22 protein-coding genes are annotated in these 20009 nt (G+C 61.0%); 7 read left to right on the plus strand and 15 right to left on the minus strand.

Annotated features, from left to right (window positions below; translation table 11 throughout):
* Positions 1-52: 52 nt before the first annotated feature.
* The 7 genes from DTP52_RS08750 to msuE all read right to left on the minus strand — a co-directional run bounded on the left by DTP52_RS08750 (position 53) and on the right by msuE (position 7150).
* Positions 53-1378, minus strand: a complete 1326-nt coding sequence (locus DTP52_RS08750; RefSeq protein ID WP_109752978.1) for an ABC transporter substrate-binding protein — start codon at positions 1376-1378, stop codon at positions 53-55.
* Positions 1379-1450: 72 nt separating this feature from the next.
* Positions 1451-2518: a branched-chain amino acid ABC transporter permease gene (locus DTP52_RS08755; RefSeq protein WP_109752979.1), complete on the minus strand. Its 1068-nt coding sequence runs from the start codon at positions 2516-2518 to the stop codon at positions 1451-1453.
* A gap of 11 nt (positions 2519-2529) precedes the next feature.
* Positions 2530-3411, minus strand: a complete 882-nt coding sequence (locus DTP52_RS08760; RefSeq protein ID WP_109752980.1) for a branched-chain amino acid ABC transporter permease — start codon at positions 3409-3411, stop codon at positions 2530-2532.
* A 67-nt stretch (positions 3412-3478) separates the two neighbouring features.
* Positions 3479-4261, minus strand: coding sequence for an ABC transporter ATP-binding protein (locus tag DTP52_RS08765; protein WP_109752981.1), 783 nt, complete (start codon positions 4259-4261; stop codon positions 3479-3481).
* Positions 4262-4274: 13 nt separating this feature from the next.
* Positions 4275-5435, minus strand: a complete 1161-nt coding sequence (locus DTP52_RS08770) for an AMP-binding protein (protein ID WP_109752982.1) — start codon at positions 5433-5435, stop codon at positions 4275-4277.
* Positions 5436-5449: 14 nt separating this feature from the next.
* Entirely contained in the window at positions 5450-6547 is a 1098-nt protein-coding gene (gene sfnG, locus DTP52_RS08775; protein WP_109752983.1) for a dimethylsulfone monooxygenase SfnG, read from the minus strand.
* 39 nt (positions 6548-6586) lie between these two features.
* Positions 6587-7150: an FMN reductase gene (msuE, locus tag DTP52_RS08780; RefSeq protein WP_109752984.1), complete on the minus strand. Its 564-nt coding sequence runs from the start codon at positions 7148-7150 to the stop codon at positions 6587-6589.
* A gap of 377 nt (positions 7151-7527) precedes the next feature.
* Between msuE and DTP52_RS08785 the strand changes: the two genes are divergently transcribed.
* The 4 genes from DTP52_RS08785 to DTP52_RS08800 all read left to right on the plus strand — a co-directional run bounded on the left by DTP52_RS08785 (position 7528) and on the right by DTP52_RS08800 (position 11127).
* Positions 7528-8772 carry an acyl-CoA dehydrogenase family protein gene (locus DTP52_RS08785; protein ID WP_109752985.1) on the plus strand — a complete coding sequence of 415 codons (1245 nt, stop codon included), beginning with the start codon at positions 7528-7530 and terminating at the stop codon, positions 8770-8772.
* 333 nt (positions 8773-9105) lie between these two features.
* Complete coding sequence (locus tag DTP52_RS08790; protein ID WP_109752986.1) at positions 9106-9876, plus strand: class I SAM-dependent methyltransferase; 771 nt, start codon at positions 9106-9108, stop codon at positions 9874-9876.
* Between the two features lie 90 nt (positions 9877-9966).
* The gene (locus tag DTP52_RS08795; protein WP_249411789.1) at positions 9967-10692 is read left to right on the plus strand and encodes a CPBP family intramembrane glutamic endopeptidase; all 726 of its coding nucleotides are present in this window, start codon (positions 9967-9969) and stop codon (positions 10690-10692) included.
* Positions 10693-10749: 57 nt separating this feature from the next.
* Entirely contained in the window at positions 10750-11127 is a 378-nt protein-coding gene (locus DTP52_RS08800) for a hypothetical protein (RefSeq protein WP_109752988.1), read from the plus strand.
* 176 nt (positions 11128-11303) lie between these two features.
* Here DTP52_RS08800 and DTP52_RS08805 read toward each other — a convergent pair whose 3' ends face one another.
* From DTP52_RS08805 to DTP52_RS08820, 4 genes are all read right to left on the minus strand, one after another.
* Positions 11304-11999 carry a tRNA (adenine(22)-N(1))-methyltransferase TrmK gene (locus DTP52_RS08805; protein ID WP_109752989.1) on the minus strand — a complete coding sequence of 232 codons (696 nt, stop codon included), beginning with the start codon at positions 11997-11999 and terminating at the stop codon, positions 11304-11306.
* Positions 12000-12014: 15 nt separating this feature from the next.
* Positions 12015-12941 carry a Gfo/Idh/MocA family protein gene (locus DTP52_RS08810; RefSeq protein WP_109752990.1) on the minus strand — a complete coding sequence of 309 codons (927 nt, stop codon included), beginning with the start codon at positions 12939-12941 and terminating at the stop codon, positions 12015-12017.
* A gap of 131 nt (positions 12942-13072) precedes the next feature.
* Entirely contained in the window at positions 13073-13867 is a 795-nt protein-coding gene (locus DTP52_RS08815; RefSeq protein ID WP_109752991.1) for a DeoR/GlpR family DNA-binding transcription regulator, read from the minus strand.
* A gap of 108 nt (positions 13868-13975) precedes the next feature.
* Positions 13976-14983 carry an aldo/keto reductase gene (locus DTP52_RS08820; protein ID WP_109752992.1) on the minus strand — a complete coding sequence of 336 codons (1008 nt, stop codon included), beginning with the start codon at positions 14981-14983 and terminating at the stop codon, positions 13976-13978.
* Between the two features lie 92 nt (positions 14984-15075).
* Between DTP52_RS08820 and DTP52_RS08825 the strand changes: the two genes are divergently transcribed.
* Positions 15076-15978 (plus strand): LysR family transcriptional regulator, encoded by a 903-nt coding sequence (locus DTP52_RS08825; RefSeq protein ID WP_109752993.1) that lies wholly within the window; start codon positions 15076-15078, stop codon positions 15976-15978.
* 105 nt (positions 15979-16083) lie between these two features.
* Here the strand turns inward: DTP52_RS08825 and DTP52_RS08830 are convergent, their stop codons facing one another.
* Positions 16084-16425: a hypothetical protein gene (locus DTP52_RS08830; RefSeq protein ID WP_109753375.1), complete on the minus strand. Its 342-nt coding sequence runs from the start codon at positions 16423-16425 to the stop codon at positions 16084-16086.
* Positions 16426-16575: 150 nt separating this feature from the next.
* On the opposite strand from DTP52_RS08830, the gene DTP52_RS08835 reads away from it, so the two are divergent.
* Positions 16576-16812: a hypothetical protein gene (locus tag DTP52_RS08835; RefSeq protein WP_109753376.1), complete on the plus strand. Its 237-nt coding sequence runs from the start codon at positions 16576-16578 to the stop codon at positions 16810-16812.
* On the opposite strand, the gene DTP52_RS08840 is transcribed toward DTP52_RS08835, so the two are convergent.
* Positions 16809-17687: a hypothetical protein gene (locus DTP52_RS08840; protein ID WP_109752994.1), complete on the minus strand. Its 879-nt coding sequence runs from the start codon at positions 17685-17687 to the stop codon at positions 16809-16811. The two genes, DTP52_RS08835 and DTP52_RS08840, sit on opposite strands and share 4 nt — an antisense overlap.
* A 112-nt stretch (positions 17688-17799) precedes the next feature.
* On the opposite strand from DTP52_RS08840, the gene DTP52_RS08845 reads away from it, so the two are divergent.
* Complete coding sequence (locus DTP52_RS08845; protein ID WP_109752995.1) at positions 17800-18285, plus strand: thiol-disulfide oxidoreductase DCC family protein; 486 nt, start codon at positions 17800-17802, stop codon at positions 18283-18285.
* On the opposite strand, the gene DTP52_RS08850 is transcribed toward DTP52_RS08845, so the two are convergent.
* Together DTP52_RS08850 and DTP52_RS08855 are read right to left on the minus strand one after the other, a co-directional pair.
* Positions 18282-18776 (minus strand): DUF2269 domain-containing protein, encoded by a 495-nt coding sequence (locus tag DTP52_RS08850; RefSeq protein WP_109752996.1) that lies wholly within the window; start codon positions 18774-18776, stop codon positions 18282-18284. The genes DTP52_RS08845 and DTP52_RS08850 overlap by 4 nt on opposite strands.
* Positions 18777-18779: 3 nt before the next feature.
* On the minus strand, positions 18780-19907 hold the full coding sequence (locus DTP52_RS08855; protein WP_109752997.1) for a saccharopine dehydrogenase family protein: 1128 nt from the start codon (positions 19905-19907) through the stop codon (positions 18780-18782).
* Positions 19908-20009: the final 102 nt, after the last annotated feature.

Raw genomic sequence — 20009 nt, forward strand, 5'->3', positions numbered from 1 at the left:
GTTCCGTGGCGAGGGAGCAAGCTCCCTTGCCACAAAACTATTCGACGGGTACTCAGGACTCCTTGCTGCAATCGCGTGGGGTAATGCCTTTTTCCCGGGCGTACTGGTGCGAAGACGCTTCGATGATCGGCCGCAGCAAGGCGCGGTCGGCCTGCACCCAGTCACTGATCAGCTTCCACTGGCTGCCGTCCCATTGCTGGAAGCGCACCGCGCCCCCGCCTTCATGGTCCGAGCACGACAACTGCAACGGCTGCACCAGGCCCAGCGCCCCCAGTTCCTTGAGTCGGGCGTCGTCGAGCTTGAGGTTCTCGAACCCCCAGCGCACCTGTTCACCGGTCAGCGGCTGCTTGCCGAACTTCTGCTGGGCAATGCGCACCGCCTCGACGTTGAGGATGCCGTTGACCACGCCGAGGTTGTAATACACCGTACCGAATCGCTTGGGGTCGGCCAGGTCGCCCTGGCCGGCGTCGACCACTTGTTTCTTGATGCCCTGCAACACCGGGAAATCGGTGCCCGAGGGGTGCGTAGTGATGGCGATGAAGCCCTTGGCCGCGGCACCTGCCGGCGCGGCGTCATCTTCGGAGTTGCTCCAGATATTGCCGATGATATGGTCCGCCGGGAACCCGACCTTCTGCGCGGTTTTCAGCGCCACCGGGTTCATCACTCCCCAACCGCGCAGGATCACCCAGTCGGGTTTTTCCCGACGGATATTCAGCCATTGCGACTGCTGTTCGTTGCCCGGGTGCGGCACCTCCAGCAGGGTCAGCGTAAAGCCGTACTTGTCGGCCAGGGTTTGCAGGACCTCATTGGTTTCCTTGCCGTAGGGCGAACCGTGATACAGGGTGACAATCTTCAAGCCCTTGAGCTTGTCCAGCCCCCCGGCGCGTTGGCCGATGTAGTTGATGATCGCCGACACTTCCGAATAGGGGTTCAACTGCAACGGGAAGACGTAGGGAAACACGCTGCCATCGGTGGAATCCGTGCGTCCGTGGTTGATGGTGATCAGCGGCAGCTTGTCGGCCGTCGAGCGTTCCAGCGTGGCATAGGCAATACCCACCGACAGCGGGTTGGTGGCCGCCGCGGGTGCGCCGTTCAAGCCTTTCTTCAGGCGTTCGTAGCACTCCACGCCTTTCTCGACCACATATTCGGTTTCGCACTCGCTCCAGGTCAGCTTGACGCCGTTCACGCCGCCGTTGGCGTTGACGTACTTGAGGTAGTCGATGAAGCCGCCGAAAAAACCCGTGCCACCGGCCGCATAAGGGCCGACGCGATAGCTTTGCAGCGGGAAGTATTGTTCGTTGTCCGCCTGGACGGTGAAGGCCGCGGCGGTGAGGCTCAGGGCCAGCGCCAGGCTGCTGGCGAATGATCGTTTGAACATCGGATTTTCCTTGTTATGAAGCCATGGATGAGCCAACAAAATGGAACTGCAAACCCGCGTTGTGCGGTTCGCTCAGTAGCGCAACGGCCACAGCCGTGCGCGCTGGCGAAATCTCTGCCAGAGGCGCGCAAGGCCCTCTGGTTCCTTGATCAGAAACAGGATGATCAGGGCGCCGAATATCATCTTCTGCAGGTTTTCCACCTGGCCGGCGTCCACCAGTCCGCCGGGCAGCAGCGACACGAGGTTCGAGAGCAACACCGGAAACAGCACGATGAAGGCCGCGCCGAGAAAGTTGCCCAGCAGGCTGCCGAGGCCACCGATAATGATGATGAACAGGATCTGGAACGAGCGATTGAGGTCGAAGCCATGGGGCTCCACTGTCCCCAGGTAAGCGAAGGCCCAGAGCGCGCCAGCCACTCCGAGGAAAAAGCCACTGATGGCGAACGCCAGCAGCTTGGTGTTCGCCAATGGAATACCGATCACCGCTGCGGCGGTGTCCATATCGCGCACTGCCATCCAGTTGCGCCCCAGCTCGCTGCGCACCAGGTTCTTGCCCAGCCAGAACAGCGCCACCACCACGCCGAGGGTCAACAGATAGCGGCCGGCCGGCGCATCCAGGTTGACGCCGAAGACTTCCAGGCGCGGCGCGCTGATCACGCCCGAGGCGCTGTTGTTGGAAAACCAACTGAAGCGGGTCAGTGCCCAGGTCACGAAGAACTGCGCCGCCAGGGTCGAGACCAGCAGGTAGAAACCTTTGATGCGCAGGCTCGGCAGGCCGAACAGCAACGCCACCAGCGCTGCCGTCAAGCCACCCAGGGCAATGCTGACCAGCAACGGCAAGCCGGCGACCCGCACTTCGAGGTTGTAGGTGGCAAAGGCCCCCACCGCCATGAACGCCGCCGAACCGAGGGACAACTGCCCGGCATAACCGGTGAGCAAATTGAGCCCCAACCCGGCTAGGGACAGCACCAGGAACGGAATCAGGATCGCGCTGAACCAGTAGTCATTGCCCAGCCAGGGCACCACGACGAAGGCAAACAGCAGCAACGCGGCCAGCCCGTGACGGTCCTGGCGCAGCGCGAAGACCCGACGGTCCTGGGCATAACGAGTGTTGAACTGGCCTGCTTCTCGATAAAACATGATGCGCTCCCCTAAACCCGTTCAATCGCCCGTTCGCCAAACAGTCCCGCCGGACGCACCAGCAGAAACAGCAGCGCCAGCACGTAGGGAAACCAGTTCTCGATGCCACTGCCGATGAAGGGCCCGAGGTAAACCTCCGCCAGCTTCTCCGACGCACCAATGATCAAGCCGCCGACAATCGCGCCGCTGATGGAGGTGAAGCCGCCGATGATCAACACTGGCAAGGCCTTGAGCACCACCAGCGAGAGCGAGAACTGCACGCCCAGGCGAGCGCCCCAGAGCAGGCCGGCGACCAGCCCGACAAACCCCGCCACCGCCCAGACCACCACCCAGACCCGTTGCAAGCGAATGCCCACGGCCAGCGCTGCCAATGGATCATCGGCCACCGCCCGCAACGACAGCCCGAGCCGAGTCTTGTTGAACAGCCAGGACAACAGCAACACCAGGAACGCCGCCGTCAGCGCGGCAAAAATGTCGAACTGCGACAACAACATCCCGCCCAGTTCCAGCGGTTCGTCGCTGATGCCCAGTTCCAGCCCGTGCACCTGGGTGCCCCACAGCGCCTGGGCGAAGCCTTCGATGACGTAGGACAGCCCAAGGGTGGCCATGAACAGCGTGATCGGCGAGCGGTTGACCAACGGGCGCAGCACCACGCGCTCCACCGCCACGGCGATCAGCACCATGGCCGCCAGGCTGATGACGAACGCCAGCCAGAACGGCACACCGCGTTCCAGCAGGCTGACGAAAGTCAGCGCCGAGAACAGCACCATCGCGCCCTGGGCGAAATTGAACACACCGGAGGCCTTGTAGATCAGTACAAAACCGATGGCCACCAGGGCGTACATCACCCCCGCCAACAACCCGCCAATCAATACTTCAAAGAAAAATTCCATAGCTGTTCCTGTTCTGCGGGCGCAACTTGCCTGCCCTCCCTGTCGGGAAGGCGTCGAATGTCAGGTGTCAGTGGCGAGTGCCCAGGTAGGCCGAAATGACCTCGGGGTTCTGCCGTACGTCTTCGGGCGAGCCGTCGCCGATCTTGCGACCGTAATCGAGCACCACCACGTGATCGCTGATGTCCATGACCACCCCGATGTCGTGTTCGATCAACACCACGGTGGTGCCCAGTTCTCGATTGATATCGACGATGAAGCGACTCATCTGCTGTTTCTCGTCGGCGTTCATCCCAGCCATGGGCTCGTCCAGCAACAACAGCCGAGGCTCCGCCGCCAGCGCCCGGCCCAACTCGACCCGTTTCTGCAAGCCATAGGGCAACGTACCCACCACCGCATCGCGCCAGGGCTGCAAGTGCAGGAACGCGATGACGCGTTCAGCCGCTTCGCGCTGGATATCATCCTCGGCCCGGGCGCGACCGATGCGCAGCGCTTGCTCGACCCAGCTGCTGCGACGCTTGAGGTTGCGTCCGGTGAGCACGTTGTCGAGCACGCTCATGCCTTTGAACAGCGCAATGTTCTGGAATGTCCGGGCGATGCCGCGTACCGCCACATCGTGGGGGCGCATCCGGCGCCGCTCCTGTCGATCGAAACGGATGCGTCCGTCCTGGGCGTGGTACACACCGCTGATGACATTGAGCAGCGAACTCTTGCCGGCACCGTTGGGGCCGATCAAGGCGCAGATCTCACCAGTGGCAACGCGAAAGCTGATGTCCGTGACCGCCTTGACGCCTTTGAATGACAGTGAAATATGTTCCAGCTCCAGCAAATGCGTGGCGGCCGTCTGGGTCATGGGGTGTTTCCTCTCAGGCCGGTTGCGACTGGAGCCCGGTCCAGTCAGGGTTGATTTGCTTCACAAGGTTCGTCGGCGCTTCCCAGTGGGCTGTATCGCCCCACTGGCGAACCCGGATACCCAACGCCTGGAAAAACGCCTGGGTCTCGGGCGGCAAGGCATCCCCCACCAGCAGCGGTGCATGGGTCCGGGAAAAACCCAGCACATCACGCAAGGGCCGACGAACCAGCCAGTTACCCAGTTGCCTTTGCAGGAGCCCCGGCTGGGCCGCCAACGCCCAATCCACCAGCCGGCGCGACCAACTGCCCGACTCCGGCAAACGCTCCAACGCATAACGGTACAAGCGCTCGTAGGTTTCACGCGTCCCGGCTACCAATGTCGGGCCCAGCTCGCGGCGGTCGCGATCACGGGTCGCCAGGTTCTCCGGAAAGTTCAGGCGAAAACCGGCGATCAACCACGGCGCCAACAAATAGCGGGCTTGTCCGCCCGAGGCGAACGCCCGTGCGGCCAATGCCTCTTCTTGCCGTCCCAGGCCTTCACGCGCCACCAACCGCTGGCCCTCCTGCAGCAGCTCGGCGTGGCTGACGCGCTGCTCTTCAATTGCCTGCCCCGCCCCGCGATAAAAGACAAACGCTGTTTGCAGCACTTGCCCTTGCGGTGCCGGTTCGTCGGTGGGCCGCTCGGCAACCAACGCAGCGTAATCCAGCGCTTGCGCCAATGGCATCGAATCCGACAAGCCACGCTTGTCGAGGTAAACCAGCACGCTCGGGTTCACCTGCGCCGCACGCAGACGCAGCATTTCTTCCAAGCCCTCGACCAGAACGAAATCCGGCTGCAATGTGCCGAGCAGTTGCACCTGTTCGGCCCGTGCCTCCAACGGGTCGAACAGGCTCGCCACGCCACCCAGCCACTGCGCAGCCAATGCCGCAAGCAATGCCTGCGGCCTGGGTCGGCTGATGATCGTCAGGCTCGCCCCCGTGGAAAAACCGCGGGCTTGCAGGGCGCTCGCCAAACGGCGCACCTCGTCGGCCACGAGCCCCCAGGTCCACTCCTGCCAGACACCCAGATGCTTGTGGCGCAGCGCGACATCCGCGCCATGCCGCTGCGCCTGTTGTTGCAGCCACTGGGGCAAGCTGGCTGGTAGCGCAACGGCGGTGTCGGTGAAGGTGCCCATGCTGCCTCCCGCGCCTAAGCGACTGCCGCCGTTTTGGCTGCCGCTTTGCGCTGCTCCAGCTCACGCACCAGCGGCAGGACCTTGCGACCGAAATACTCGACTTCTTCCTGAAAATGCAGGAAACCTGCGAGCACCAGATCAACCCCCACGGCCTTGAGCGCGACGATGCGTTCGGCGATCTGCTGCGGCGTGCCGATCAGGTTGGTCTTGAAGCCGTCGTTGTACTGCACCAGGTCCTCGAAGCTGGACTTGGCCCAGTTGCCTTCACCTTCCGGGCTGGACTTGCCGGCTTGTTTCGCCGCATCGCCGAAGGCATTGACCGCTTCGGGGTCGGCCTGGTCGATGATCTGGGCAAGGACCGCACGCGCCTCCTCTTCGGTGTCGCGGGCGATGACGAACGCGTTCACTCCGACCTTGACCTTGTGGTTATTGGCCGCGGCCTTGGCCTGGATGTCGTCGACCTGGGCCTTGATCCCCTCGACGGTATTGCCATTGGTGAAATACCAGTCGGAGACACGGGCGGCCATGTCCCGGGCGGCACGTGAGCTACCGCCCTGGAAGATTTCCGGGTGCTGCTGCAACGGCTTTGGCTTGAGGGTGTAGTCATGGAAGCGGTAGAAGTCACCGCGAAAGGTAAAGTTGTCGGTGGTCCAGATACCCTTGAGCGCGGTGATGAACTCTTCGGAACGGCGATAGCGCTCATCGTGCTCCAGCCACGGCTCGCCAATGGCCGTGAACTCGCCCTTGAACCAGCCCGACACGATGTTGACCGCGACCCGGCCGCCGGTCAGCTGATCGATGGTTGCGATCTGCTTGGCCAACACCGACGGCGTCCATGGTCCCGGCAACACCGCCGCAATGACTTTCAGCCGCGTGGTGGCGGCCAGCAAGGCATGACTGAACGCCACGGACTCATGCTGGTATTCGGCGCCGTAACCGGCGGTAAAGCGTACCTGGGACAAGGCGTAGTCGAAACCGGCCGCTTCAGCGATCTGGGCCAGCTTGCGGTTGTAGTCGATGCCCCAGTCGGTGCGCTGCTCGATTTTGCTGACCACCAGCCCGCCGCTGACGTTGGGCACCCAGTAGGCAAATTTGATCGTGTCCTGGCTCATTGCATGTACTCCACGGCTCGTTTTGAAAGAAGAAATTGGTCAAGCGGCGCTGGCGTCGCGTCGGGCGCTCGGGACCAGGCTCAGCAACGCCGACTCGACGGCGCGCTCGATACGCTCCAGCACCTGTGGGCTGGAGATCCGGTAGTGAGTGAAATCGGTTTCGCTGGCATAGACCCCCACCGGCAGGCTGAGGGCCTGGAAAAAGCCAAACAGCGGCCGCAACTGGTGATCGATGATCAAGGCATGGCGATCCGAGCCCCCCGTCGCGGCCAACAGCACCGGCACGTTCTTGAGGGCTTCGTGATGAACGAAATCGAACAGATGCTTGAACAGGCCGGTGTACGAGGCCCGATAGACAGGGCTGGCGGCAATCAGCAAATCGGCCGATTCAATGGCCTGCAAATCATCCTGCACGGCAGCCGGCAACGCCTCGCGACGCAACACCCCGGCGAACTGTGGACCGACCTTGGCCAGCTCGATCAAGCGCAGCTCGATCGGCAGTTGCTGCCCGAGCCGCTCCACCAACGCCTGGAGCAGGACCAGTGTGCGTGACGGGTGCTGCACGCTGCCTGACACCGCCACCACTTTGAATTGCTTGCTCATCGCTTACCCCATGCCTGGAGACGCCACCTCAGCGTCTGCACAAGGGATAGAGCAGCAACCGTGCCATCTAGATATTTCCTTAGTAATCAATTAATTAGAAGAACAGCCCAATCACTTTGCTGTCGCTCGACGGACAAGCTGTTGATCCACTGTTGGCTGGCGAACATCCGCTGCGTCGAGGTTCGTGGCAACAACTGTTGCCCGGCACACAGTTGCGCAACAGATTGTCCGCAGCAAGGGCAGCTCTTTCGTTGATGAACCCAGTTCAAGCCCCGTATTCACGGGCGTTTGGCCTCGGGCATGGACTGTGCAATGGCCACTGGCAACGGCAGGTTTCTCCCCTGCCCGCCTACTCGTCAGTAAGAAGGAACATCGCCATGACCGCACAGCAACAACACCTGCCACCGATTCTTTCCACCGGCACCGACTATGAGCCCCTGGCCGAACGCTTTCGGCCGATCTTTGCGCGCATCCAGGCCGGCGCCTTGGAGCGTGAGCAGACGCGCAGCCTGCCCTTCGAACAGGTGAAATGGCTGAAGGAAGCAGGCTTTGGTGCCATCCGCGTACCAGTCGAATATGGCGGCGCCGGGGCCTCGTTGCCGCAGCTGTTGCAACTGCTGATCGAGCTGGCCGAAGCCGATTCCAACCTGCCCCAGGCGCTGCGCGGGCACTTTGCATTTGTCGAGGACCGCCTCAATGCCCACGCCAGCAGCCCACAGGACCTATGGTTCAAGCGCTTCGTCGAGGGGGATCTGGTGGGCAATGCCTGGACTGAAGTCGGCGCCGTGAAAATCGGTGAAGTGGTTACCCGGGTTTCCCGGCAAGGCGATCAATGGGTCGTCAACGGCACCAAGTACTACAGCACCGGCAGTATCTTCGCCGACTGGATCGACGTGTATGCCCAGCGCGACGACAATGGTGCCGACGTGATTGCCGCCGTGCGCGTGCACCAGCCGGGCGTCAAGCAAAGCGACGACTGGGACGGCTTTGGCCAACGCACCACCGGCAGCGGGACGTCGTTGTTCGAGAATGCACTGGTCGAGGCGGAAAACCTCATCGACTTCTCTACCCGTTTCAAATACCAGACTGCGTTCTATCAACTGGTCTTGCTCGCCGTGCTGACCGGCGCCGGCCGCGCCGCGGTCCACGACATCACCGAACAAGTGCGCAAACGCACACGGATTTTCAGCACCGGCAATGCCAGCGCAGTGAGCCAGGACGTGCAGGTGCAGCAAGTGATCGGCAAGGCTTCGGCCCAGGTCTATGCCGCCGAAGCCACCGCCCTGCGAGCCGCGAGCGCCTCCCAGCGCGCCTATGAAAGCCGCTTCAGTCAGAACGCCGAGACCGAACACACCGCCAACATCGCCGCCGAACTGGAGTCGGCCCAGGCCCAGGTGGTCATTTCCGACCTGGTGCTACGCGCCACCAGCGACCTGTTCAATGCCCTTGGCGCCTCGGCCACCAGCACCAGCAAGGCCCTCGACCGCCACTGGCGCAACGCCCGCACCGCGGCTTCGCACAATCCGTTGATCTACAAGGAGCGCATTATTGGTGATTGGGAAATCAATGGGACGGAGCCGCCGTATGTCTGGCAGATTGGCGGGGGGTCGAAGCAGCTTTGAGTAGGTAGGTTGGTGTATATCCATTGCTGCGGTAACGGAGGGTCAGTTGGCTGATGATATCGGCTGTGCTGACGTCTTCGCGAGCAACTCGCTCCCACAGGTTTTGTGTTGCGTCCAGAGACTGTGAACGCCCGTAAATCCATGTGAGAGCGAGCCTGCCAGTTAAAAACTGTTACCTATGTGCGTGAACTGATTTGTAACCCATGTGGGTGAGTCAAGCCATCTGCCCCAACGCAAGCGCGTGAGACCAAGCCCAAAAAAGGATCAACTAGCTGACGACCTGAACACACCGCATAATCCATCTACCCCCATCCACCCGAAGGGTCGCTGAAGATGACAGTTATCCATAAGGCCGCTCAGATAGGATACTCAGCAGAAGCCGGCACCTATACCCAAGGTCGCCCAGACTACCCAAGCGAAATACAGGCATGGCTCAGCAGTACACTGCAAATCAGCCCAGGATCGACAGTCATTGAGCTAGGAGCCGGTACCGGTAAGTTCACTCGCCTGCTGGACTCAATGACGATCAATACCATCGCCATCGAACCGGTCGAGGCGATGCGAATCGAGTTTGCCAAACATTTACCGAACGCCAGGATTCTGGAAGGAACGGCCGAATCCATTCCCCTTGAGGCAGGGGCAGCGCAGGCGCTCGTATGCGCCCAGGCTTTCCACTGGTTCGCGAATGAAACCGCGCTCCAGGAGATTCACCGAGTACTCAAACCGGGCGGCCGACTCGGCCTGATCTGGAACGTGCGTGATGAGTCAGTGGACTGGGTGGCCGACATCACTAAAATCATCACCCCCTTCGAAGGCGATACCCCACGCTTTCATACTGGAAACTGGCGACGCCCCTTCAACGGACGTTACTTCTCGGAGCCCGAACTGACCTGTTTTAGTTACACCCACGCAGGCAGCCCCGAGACGGTCATCCTGGATCGCTTTCTGTCGGTGAGCTTCATCGCAGCGCTGCCTGACGCAGGGAAAAAACAGGTAGCGGATCAACTACTGGCCTTGATTCAAAACCATCCGGCGCTACGCGGGCGCAAGCACATTGAGTTCCCTTATCAGACCCACGCTTATTCATGTCGACGCCTGGATTGAATCACGACGCCATCAACTCAGCGGGAACTCGTACCTGACGCCCTCAAAATACTGGCATCATGCTTTTTTCCTTGCACTCATGGAGTGACTGTGACGAATCTTTGTGCTGCCCCTGAGTTTGCTCCCGCTGCCACTTTATCGCCCTACCGCTTCTTTCCCCGGCTCGGGATGTTTGTGCTTGCGACCCTGATAGTCTTCCTGGCAGCAGTGCCCGAGGTCCTTTTCGTACCCGCAGACATGCAGGCCTACCTGACGTTCACCACCACCTCCGGTATTACCGCGCTCGTTCTCCTCGCCCTTTTCGCCTGGCAGTACCGCTCCGATGCGCGTGCTCAATGGCGTGGTCACTGCATAGGCAAACCGCTCAAGTGGGGTGCGCTTGGCATCATTGGGTCCTACCTGCTTTTCGGGGTTGCCATCCTCGTGCTGGGGCTGCCGCGAGAAGTGTTCATGGCCGAGCTTCTGGACGGACTCAACAATTGGCAGGCCACACTCAAGATCGCCTCGCTGATCGTACTGCCGCCCATCGCCGAAGAGCTGTTTTTCCGTCATTACATGTTGCGACTGTTTCCCTACGAGAACAGCCGTGCCTGGACATGGATCGCGATCATCGTCACCTCAGCCGTCTTCGCCGGCATGCACATCCAATACGGGAATTGGATAACTGTCGTGTTGATCTTCGCCTGTGGAAGCGTGTTCGCCGTCGCCAGAGTGGTCAGCGGTGGCCTGCTGGTGCCGGTGCTCCTGCATTCGCTGGCCGAAATTGTCGCGCTGACCACTGACAAGTCTTTCGCCCTGATGGGGCTTTACGGTTGAGTCAGCCAAAGGCGAGGCTATGATTCACGAACCTCAGCACTTCAAACAAGGGCAATAATGAACACTCACATAGCGGGCCTCGGACTGCTTGCCTTGACGCTCCCCTTCCTGTGCGCCCCCGTCCAGGCCTCGACTTGGCAGATCTGTCACATGGAGCTGCGTATCGTCGAGGTGCTGAAACAACCCTATCCGCAGCTCCAGGCGCAGATTGTGAAAGTCACGCCGAAGTCCTCCTCGGTGGAGTGTCCAGTGCAAGGCTCGTCGCTCACCTTCACCCCGGAAACCCCGGACTACCAAGCCACGCTCCCCCGCCGACAATGGCCCGCGAAAGGACAGTCGGTACAGGTCGACTACCGCTATCTGGATGGCATCTGTAAAGGCGACGGCCACTCACATCCGTGTCGCATCAAGCACTACCCGGTAGTGGGTCGATAGACGGGCAGCCGAAGAACGCGATATTTCTCAGATCCGTGAAGTCACTGATGCCCCCATCGCGAGCAGGCTCGCTCCCACAGGGAATTGCGGGTGTTCACAGCATTCCGGCTCACCACAGAACCTCTTGTGGGAGCGAGCCTGCTCGCGATGACGTCGGCACATCCACCTCAATCAACTCAAGCCAACAGCTCAGTGATCCACCGGACCTGCCGCGCAACGTCCTGCAGTTTCTCTTCCGGCACGGCTTGCCGCGCCTTGGCGAAGCTGGTGAGGGTCTTTTGCTTCTGGTGCAGCAGGCGCTGCCACTTGGCCAGGAAGGTTGGGGTGCGGGCTTGCATCTGCAGCGGGCCGAAGTACAGCTGTTCGGCGGTGTACGTCACCGGCCCGGCGCGCTCGGCGACGATGATTTCGTAGTAGAAGCGGTTTTCCCGCAGCACCTCCTCGCAGAGGATGCGGTAGTCGTTTTCCATCAGCCATTGGCGCAGTGGCTGCTCACCGCCGTTGGGTTGCAGGATCAGCCGCTCCTGCCCGCTCAACCGCGCTTTGCCGCTGTCCAGGATGTCGCGGATCGTCTCGCCGCCCATGCCACAGAGGCTGATCGCCGTGATCCCGTCTTCCGGCTCGATCGCCGCCAGGCCATTGGCAAGGCGTACGCTGATCTGCCGCTCCAAGTCACTCTCGCCCACGGTGCGTTCGGCGGCGCGAAACGGTGTCAACGCCACCTCGCCGGCCACCGCCGCCGTGATGACGCCACGGCGCAGCAAGGCCACCGGCAAGTAGGCGTGATCCGAGCCAATGTCGGCCAGGCGCGCACCTGCCGGCATATGCGCCGCGACACGCTCCAGGCGCATGGACAATGTCTGTTCGTTCAACTGCGGTTCCTTGGTTTAATCGTAGAACGGCTCGACCGCCGTCCGGCTGCCGACAAAGAAGCTGTCCGCGACCAACCGCAACGGCTGCAGGTCCATGTCACTGGTTTTATCGGCAATCAGTTGCTGGAAATGTCGATACACCGCAGCGTATTCACCTTCCTCGGATACGGCCTGGCGTACGCCGTCGATGCTCAACAGTGCACCACCGTTGTCCAGGCGCAGGACGCCTTCGGCGCAGCGAATCTCGATGCTCCAGAGTTCGTCATGACCATGGTCGAAATCGAATTCCGCACGGATATCGAGGTGGCGCGCGTCGGCCATCTTGATGCTGGCGGCAATCGGCGACTGACAGTTGTCCGGCACACGCAACTCGGCGGATTCCACGAACAGCGGCAGCGCCAACAGATGAGTCACGATCGACAAGGCATTGATGCCTGGATCGAAGACGCCCAAGCCACCGGGTTGCCAGATCCACGCCTGGCCGGGGTGCCACTTGCGCACGTCTTCCTTCCAGTCGATCTGCACGCTGTGCAAGGTGCGACTCGCCAGCCAGTCACAGGCGGCTTCGATGCCCGGGGCGTAGCGCGAATGCCAGGCGAACAGGCCGCTGACGCCTTGCTCGCGGACCTGCTCCACCAACGCCATGGCTTCCCCCAGGGTGGCGCACGGCGGCTTTTCCACCAGGACATGCTTGCCCGCCGCCAGTGCCTGTTGCACCAGGGCGAAGCGACCTTGTGGCGGCGTGCAGAACGCAATCGCGTCGACCTGCGGAGCGTTCTCGAGCAACTCGCCCAGGGACCGGAAATTCTCCACTCCGGGGCAAGGCTGCCCTTGCGTGGCGACCGCTACCAGTTGGAACGCGGGGTTGGCGTGGATAGCTGGAACGTGTTGATCCTGGGCAATCTTGCCGTAGCCCACCAGACCGAGACGAATCGGTTGCATCGATGACTCCTGATTTTTGTACTTGTGATCGGGCAGCAAACTAGACGCAAATCGTCCGGCGGACAATGGGGATCGGGCAGTATCCATGCGATTGTCCTGCGCAATTTGGCCACAGCGGTGCGGCAAAGACGTCAGGTCCGTCGCTGTTCACGGGCCGCCGTCACGACGTTGGTCACCCGGCCGAAGAAGGGCTCCAGTCGCTCACGCGGCGCATCGTGCTCCACCACCAGGGTGGCGACTTCTTCGCAGGAGGCCACCTGGTAATGGGCTACGCTGGACAGCTTCTCATTGGTCACCGCCGCGATCACTTGCCCACTTGCCGCGACCACCGCGCGCTTGAACTCCGCGTCATCCAGGCCGAACGCAGTGACGCCATTGTCCGGATCAATGGCGCAGGCGCCGAGGACACACACGTCGAAACTGAATTGGCGCAATTGCTGGACAGCCGTCAGCCCGATCACACCACCCGCGTTTGGACTCAAGCGGCCACCCAGCAGGATGACCTCGGCGCGGGGCAGCTTCATCAACTGAACCGCAATCAGCGGCGAATTGGTGGTGAGGGTCAACGGAAGTTGCGGATCGATGGCGCAGGCCACCGCCAGGTTGGTTGAGCCGACGTCAATGAAGACGTGCTGGCCCGCGCGCAGCAGCGCAGCGGCCGCCTGGCCGAGACTGCCCTTGCGCGCCGGGTCTTTGCGCACGCGTACGTCCAACGGCCCTTCGACAGCGGGCAAGAGTATTGCGCCGCCATAAACGCGCTTGCACACCCCCGCCGCCGCCAATGCGCCCAGGTCACGCCGTATCGAGTGCTCGGATACATTGAATTCGCTGGCAAGGTCGGCCGCGATCACCCGGCCATACCGGGCAAGACGCTGGCTGATCAATTGCTGGCGTTCGCCGGGGAACGTTTCGTGAGGAGAAGTCATGACATCACAACCTGCATAAACGAGCACTAATGATCACAAACGAGCAAATAGTGCCGGTTATGCAGCGAGGCGTCAAACCCGCTCAACCAAGCGGTTGCACGATGAAGGTCAAGCGACCCCTGGGACATTCGTGCCCATGCCCGAGGGCAGGAAAGGTTGAATCTCGTCAATTTCCTCGGCGCTGAGGCGCAGCTGTGAACCGGCAACCAACCCATCGACCTGCGCGGGGCGGCGGGCACCGACGATGGCACCGGTGACCACTGGTTTGCGCAACACCCAGGCGATGGCGACTGCCGCCGCGCTCACCCCGTGCCGTTCACCAATACCGGCCAAGACCTCGACCAGCGCCAGGTTCGCGCTCAAGCGAGGCTCCTGGAAGTCCGCGCTTCGGGCCTTGCGCCAATCGTCGTCGGGCAATTGGGCGATGCGCTCGCGCGTCATGCTGCCGGAAAGCAGCCCCGATTGAAGGGTAGAATAGGCCAGGACACCCATTGCGGCCTGCTCGCAAAAGGGCAGGACGGCGTCCTCGATGTCCCGCATCAAGGCGGAATAAGGCGGTTGGAGTGACACGATCTCGGTCACCGCCCGCGCACGCTCGAGTTGCGCAACGTCGAAATTGGAGACGCCGATAGCACGAATTTTCCCCTGTTCACGGGCGGTGGCCAACGCTGAAAGCGCGCTCTCGATCCCTTCACTGCTGCCATCGGCAGGAAAGGCCGGCCAGTGGATCTGATAAAGATCGATGGTTTCGACTTGAAGCCGGCGCAAGCTCGCATCGACCTCGGCGAGCAGCGACTGGGGCGCCAGCGAGTGCGAGATCGCCTTGGTGACCGGGTCCCAGACCAGGCTGCCCTTGGTGAATACCAACGGACGCCGCGAAACCGGCACCCGACGCAACAGTTGCCCGACCAATTGCTCGGCATGGCCCAAGCCATAAACCGCCGCCGTGTCGATCCAGTTCACACCGCGCTCGACGGCATATTCAAGGGCGCCCAGGCTGTCCTCGTCGTCCTGCGCGCCCCAGCTGTATTCCCAACCGGTACCAGCAATCGCCCAGGTTCCCAGGCCAATGGGCGAAATCCGTAAATCCGATGATCCAAGGCGATTCTTTTGCATAGCGAGTTCTCCACAGATGATGTGGACAGTATCGGCGAGCGATCTTACGACGATAAGATGGGCAATCCCGCTTGAACTAATGAACAGGATTCATGAATAAGCACCCTGATCTTTCCGAACTGGACGCCTTTGCGGCCGTCGCTCGCCATCGCAGTTTTCGCAAGGCCGCCGACGAGCGTGGCGTTTCGGCCTCAGCGTTGAGTCATGCGCTGCGGGCACTGGAAGCACGCCTGGGTCTCAGGCTGCTCAACCGCACCACGCGTAGCGTGACTCCGACCGAGGCCGGTCACCAACTACTGGCAACGCTGGGCCCTACCCTGCAACAGGTTGCCGATGCACTGGCGCAGTTGACCTCGATGCAGGAAGTGCCCGCCGGCAAGCTTCGCCTCAACGTGGCGCGTCCGGCGGCGCGAGCGGTATTTGCGAAGGTGCTCGCGCCATTCGTGGCCAGGTATCCCCGTATTCAACTGGACCTGGTCACCGATGATGGCTTGACCGACATCGTGGACGAGGGGTTTGACGCGGGCGTGCGCTTTGGCGAAAGCCTGGCCGGCGACATGATCGCGGTCCCTGTCGGCCCTCCTCAATCGTTCGTGACCGTCGCTTCACAGGCTTACCTGGGCACAAAGGGCATCGTCCAGGCTCCACGGGACTTGCTCGACCATGCCTGTATCGCCCGGCGTTTTCCCAGCGGCAAACTCTATGCCTGGGAGTATCAGGCGGATGGGCAACCGATCCGCTTGTCCGTCACCGGTCCGCTCATTCTTGAAGACGATGGGCTGATGATCCAGGCAGCAAAAGATGGCGCCGGGATTGCCTATGTTTACGAGGAACTGGTGCGCGATGACATCCGCAATGGGCAGCTCACGGAACTGCTTGCGCAGTGGAAAGCCCCACCAAGCCGGTTTTTTCTTTATTACCCCAGCCGCCGCCATGTGCCACCGGCCCTCAGAGCGCTCATCGAATTCATTCGGGCGGATGATTGGCGAACCTGAAACCAGCAGACAAAAAAAGCCCCGCGACCGAATGCGGTGCGGGGCAAGGGAATTGGTTGGTTGCGGCCAACCAAAGGAGCACGGTAAAAAACGTTTACGGGCCGGTCAGATGCATTCCTGTGCAGCGCGTTCAAAACTCGAGGGCAGGAGGTTGGAGGCCAGCAAATGCCGCTCGTAGATGAATACCTTGCCGCCGCTGCCGGCCTTGTAGGCTTCCAGCACGTTGTCCGCCGCGACTTTGCTCGGCACCACGATGCGATAGCTGCGCTGGGTTTGCGAGACCATCGGGTTCAAGGCACTGCCCTGCAATTTCGGTACGACGCATTCAGCGTATTGGGCCGGCGTCTTGCTGGTCTGCAAGGTCAGGGTCGGGTCGTTTGGCGCCGAGGCACAACCAGCCAGCAACAACGGGGAAAACGCCAGGGGAAGCAAAAATAAACGGCGCATGGTCGGGTCCTGAAAATAAAAATAGTGAGCTGCGTGTTCGATGGCGCTGATTTTCCAATGATTGCCGGCAAAGCAGAACTTGCATTTGGTAATGGTCACTATTACTCCTAGCAATAGTTGCAAGCCGAGAACAATTGATGAGGTATGGCCATGAGAACATTTGATCTGATTCGCGACGCGGTATTGCCCGACTTCCGTGAGCGGGTGGCTGATTACCTGATCCAGTACGAAAGCGTGTTGTTGAGCAGCACCAAACCCGACCCGGAGCTCAAGCGGGACACGGCCAATCAATTGCGCGGTTATTTGCGCGGGTTGAACACCACTCGGGTATTAGGCATGGCGGATTGGGAGGAACTGGATCGGCGGGTGGTGGATACGTGGCTTTAGCGCCCGGCTGGATGCGCCCTGCTCACCAAACGTTGCACCCACGCCGCATCCTGGTCATTGACCACCCCATAGCGGTTCGGCGGTAGAAAATTCCAGTGATGGGCGGCCTCTTCCAAGCGCTTGAGCTCATCGGCAGACATCCAGTACGGCGTATCCACCAATGGCATCGGCGCACCGTCGAAACGCCGGCCCAGCTGCAGGTTCGTGCCGGGGGCGAAAGCAATCGCCAGTTGCTGCTGGGGTTGCAGCAGCTTGTCCGGTGCCGGCATTTGCCCTACCCGCCCGTAGCTGAAGTCGCCCGGATACTGCTCCTTGAGCACCAGCCAGTGTCCCGCCGCCGTCTTGGCCAGGATCCACTGCGACACACCGCTGTCTTGCACGCATTTCAACTTGTCGTTGGACCACTGCATGAGGGTGTTGCAGTCCGGATCATAGTCGTTGGACCACAGGCTGATGCCGGAGACCAGGGTATGGTGTTCAAGCTCGACCACCCCTTGATCGGGCATCGATTGCCAATAACGCTTGGTCGGGTCGCGCTTATCGCGCAGGAAGTTGTGCAGGATCCACGCAGCCATGAACAGCAAGGTGGCAAGCACGAGCCAACCAAGGGAGGCCCCGGCGATCCGGTCGAGGTCGACGCCTGAGGCGGATAATCCTTGATGGACCAGCAGCCTCAGCAAAAACACGATGCCCGGCAACACTGGGCCCAGGCACAACGGTGGCACCAGCACCTCGATCCAGCTGAAGCGATGCATGGTCGCACGCTCGCGCGCCCAGGCCTGTTCCTGAGCGAGCATCGGCGCCTGCTCCCGGGGGCCGATGCCAGGGTCGGGGGTCTGGAAGCGCATGTACAGGGTGTAAGTGTCATCGCTCATGGATCGGATCATGCCCTTGAAATCATCATGGTCGAGCAACCCTTCGGGACGCCCTTTGACGCTGGAACACGCGTATTATCCGGGTAACCAGGCGCCATGTAGAGACTCATTCATGCCCATCTCCCAAACTCGCCCCTCACCCGCGCCCTTGCTCGAGCCAGGCGAGACAGTGGTCCTGTTCGACGGCGTTTGTAAACTGTGCAATGGCTGGGCAAAGTTCCTGATCCGCCATGACCACGCCCGACGCGTGCGGTTGGCCTCCGTACAATCACCCGAAGGGCAAGCGCTGCTGGCCTGGGCGGGCCTGCCCTTGCAGCAGTTCGACACCATGGCTGTGGTTCGAGATCGGCATTACTGGGTGCGTTCGGAGGCGATTTTTGAAATCGTTGCCCTACTGCCCTGGGCCTGGCGCTCGGTGAAACTGCTGCGTTACGTCCCCCGCAGGCTTCGGGATTGGGCCTATGATCGCATTGCCCTGAATCGTTATCGGCTGTTTGGCAAGTACGACGTTTGCCTTTTGCCGAGCCCGGATCATGAAGGCCGTTTCTTGAAGGCTCCCACGCTTGGGATCAATCCGGTGGAACGGATCGGTACTTAGCCCGTCAGAAGCTCGATCCACTGACGTGGCGTCATCTTCGTCACCATGATCAGCACAATGACAAACATCCCCAAAAAGCCAAAGACGCCCATCCAGAACCACTTTTGATACACGGATGAGTATCGATCATCGAGCGCGCGCCCGTCTCCAACTGCGCTCGAAGCCATCACGTATAAGCGCTTCTGGAGCACCAGCACAGGAAGCCACAGCGCCCCTACGCAAAGGAAAATGATCAGCGATGTCATTATCCATTCCGTGGTCGGGGGAAGTCCGGCCAGCTTCAGCAGCAGGTAGCCCGTCGCTATCTGGATAAAGCCCGCAGGCGTGGTAATCCAAGTGTCGAACTGGACGACCGTCCTGGCCACGTGGGCAATGACCTGAGGGTTGGCGGTGCGGCTAGCAGCGATCAGGTAGAGGTAGGACCCCATGCCGAAGCCGAAAAGGAAAATGGCAGCAATGATGTGGAGGTACTTCAGGCAAAGATAGAGCATCTGTCAGCCCTGCTCGTCAGAGAAGTGTACGGACAGGCTCAAGTTTTCGGGGTCGTTGATAGCAGCCATGTATTCGTCCACGGTGATTTCACCCACGCAGGCCCGAGCACCGGGTTCGGGCAGATACCCTTGGCTGATTTTTGCCGCCAAGGCAACGGCTGCGCAGCTGGGAATCTCTGGCCCCTTGTCATTCATGGCGGTGAGCTGCACGTTCATCGACAGCGGTTCGTCATCGACACCGATGCCCTGGACGTCGATGTACATTGCGCTTTTGCCATCGCCAAATCGTTCGAACCAGAGCCCCCACCGATGAAGCCTGGTGGCCCAAGGGGCATGGTCACGCACCACCCCCATCCTCATTGCCTGGGCCAGCAGATAGTTGGCAATGCCGCCGAGTTTCAGGCCTGAGCCGGCCTTGAAGCTCAGGGTCCGGGCACCATAGCGGCTGGCGAAGATATCCATGTCCGGCACGTCGACATTGGCCAGTACCCGGGTCCCCATATAGCGCATTCTGCGAAGCGTCAGATCCTGCCACCCCAGGACCTCATGTACCCGGCCATCCCGCAGTTGCTTGATCGGCCTGCCTGCGTAGGCGAGAACGCCTTCGACGGTGGACAACCCCGGCATCTTGGCCGAAGAGGAAATACCATGCTCAATCGAGTCGATACGCTTAAAGCGATGCCGCTGCTGATCGATGAGGGCGGCCGAGAGCGTCGGCACTGAGCTGCAACCACTAAGGACCGCGACGCCCGCCTGTTTTGCCCGGGCGTCGAGTGCGCTAATGCCGGTGACGAAGGCTCTGGAATCGGACAGGTCACAGTAGTTCACACCCGCGTCGATACAGCTCTCGGCAACGGCATAGGCTTGCCCTTGAAATGGGCCACCGGTATGGATGACCAATTGGATGTTCATCAAGCCCAGGACAGATTTGAAGCCCGCTCCCATGGCGTCGCCGCACCAACTTTCACACACAGTGCCCGATTGAGCCTTCAACTCATCGACTTTGCGCTGCAGTTTTTGGGTGTCGCGCCCTGAAATCACCAACTTTACGCCTGGCATCACCACCAGGTGCCTGGAAACGATACTGCCAAAGTTTCCATACCCGCCGACCACCATCACCCTGAGCGTCATTCAATCCTTCCCTAAATATTCGATGAAGCCAGCAACCTTGCCACAAGGAAGACTCGGTGGTGTACCCCTTGTGGCGGTGGCTCACCGTGCCTTTGTGGCGAG

Source organism: Pseudomonas sp. 43mfcvi1.1, from assembly GCF_900115935.1.
Lineage (GTDB): Bacteria > Pseudomonadota > Gammaproteobacteria > Pseudomonadales > Pseudomonadaceae > Aquipseudomonas > Aquipseudomonas bijieensis.

Coding starts and splice junctions, on each gene's coding strand:
- DTP52_RS08835 (WP_109753376.1), top strand. CDS start 16,576: ATGAGAACATTTGATCTGATTCGCGACGCGGTATTGCCCGACTTCCGT.
- DTP52_RS08755 (WP_109752979.1), bottom strand. CDS start 2,518: ATGTTTTATCGAGAAGCAGGCCAGTTCAACACTCGTTATGCCCAGGAC.
- msuE (WP_109752984.1), bottom strand. CDS start 7,150: ATGAGCAAGCAATTCAAAGTGGTGGCGGTGTCAGGCAGCGTGCAGCAC.
- sfnG (WP_109752983.1), bottom strand. CDS start 6,547: ATGAGCCAGGACACGATCAAATTTGCCTACTGGGTGCCCAACGTCAGC.
- DTP52_RS08820 (WP_109752992.1), bottom strand. CDS start 14,983: ATGCAAAAGAATCGCCTTGGATCATCGGATTTACGGATTTCGCCCATT.
- DTP52_RS08810 (WP_109752990.1), bottom strand. CDS start 12,941: ATGCAACCGATTCGTCTCGGTCTGGTGGGCTACGGCAAGATTGCCCAG.
- DTP52_RS08850 (WP_109752996.1), bottom strand. CDS start 18,776: ATGCTCTATCTTTGCCTGAAGTACCTCCACATCATTGCTGCCATTTTC.
- DTP52_RS08750 (WP_109752978.1), bottom strand. CDS start 1,378: ATGTTCAAACGATCATTCGCCAGCAGCCTGGCGCTGGCCCTGAGCCTC.
- DTP52_RS08830 (WP_109753375.1), bottom strand. CDS start 16,425: ATGCGCCGTTTATTTTTGCTTCCCCTGGCGTTTTCCCCGTTGTTGCTG.
- DTP52_RS08800 (WP_109752988.1), top strand. CDS start 10,750: ATGAACACTCACATAGCGGGCCTCGGACTGCTTGCCTTGACGCTCCCC.
- DTP52_RS08785 (WP_109752985.1), top strand. CDS start 7,528: ATGACCGCACAGCAACAACACCTGCCACCGATTCTTTCCACCGGCACC.
- DTP52_RS08855 (WP_109752997.1), bottom strand. CDS start 19,907: ATGACGCTCAGGGTGATGGTGGTCGGCGGGTATGGAAACTTTGGCAGT.
- DTP52_RS08790 (WP_109752986.1), top strand. CDS start 9,106: ATGACAGTTATCCATAAGGCCGCTCAGATAGGATACTCAGCAGAAGCC.
- DTP52_RS08760 (WP_109752980.1), bottom strand. CDS start 3,411: ATGGAATTTTTCTTTGAAGTATTGATTGGCGGGTTGTTGGCGGGGGTG.
- DTP52_RS08840 (WP_109752994.1), bottom strand. CDS start 17,687: ATGAGCGATGACACTTACACCCTGTACATGCGCTTCCAGACCCCCGAC.
- DTP52_RS08770 (WP_109752982.1), bottom strand. CDS start 5,435: ATGGGCACCTTCACCGACACCGCCGTTGCGCTACCAGCCAGCTTGCCC.
- DTP52_RS08765 (WP_109752981.1), bottom strand. CDS start 4,261: ATGACCCAGACGGCCGCCACGCATTTGCTGGAGCTGGAACATATTTCA.
- DTP52_RS08825 (WP_109752993.1), top strand. CDS start 15,076: ATGAATAAGCACCCTGATCTTTCCGAACTGGACGCCTTTGCGGCCGTC.
- DTP52_RS08815 (WP_109752991.1), bottom strand. CDS start 13,867: ATGACTTCTCCTCACGAAACGTTCCCCGGCGAACGCCAGCAATTGATC.
- DTP52_RS08845 (WP_109752995.1), top strand. CDS start 17,800: ATGCCCATCTCCCAAACTCGCCCCTCACCCGCGCCCTTGCTCGAGCCA.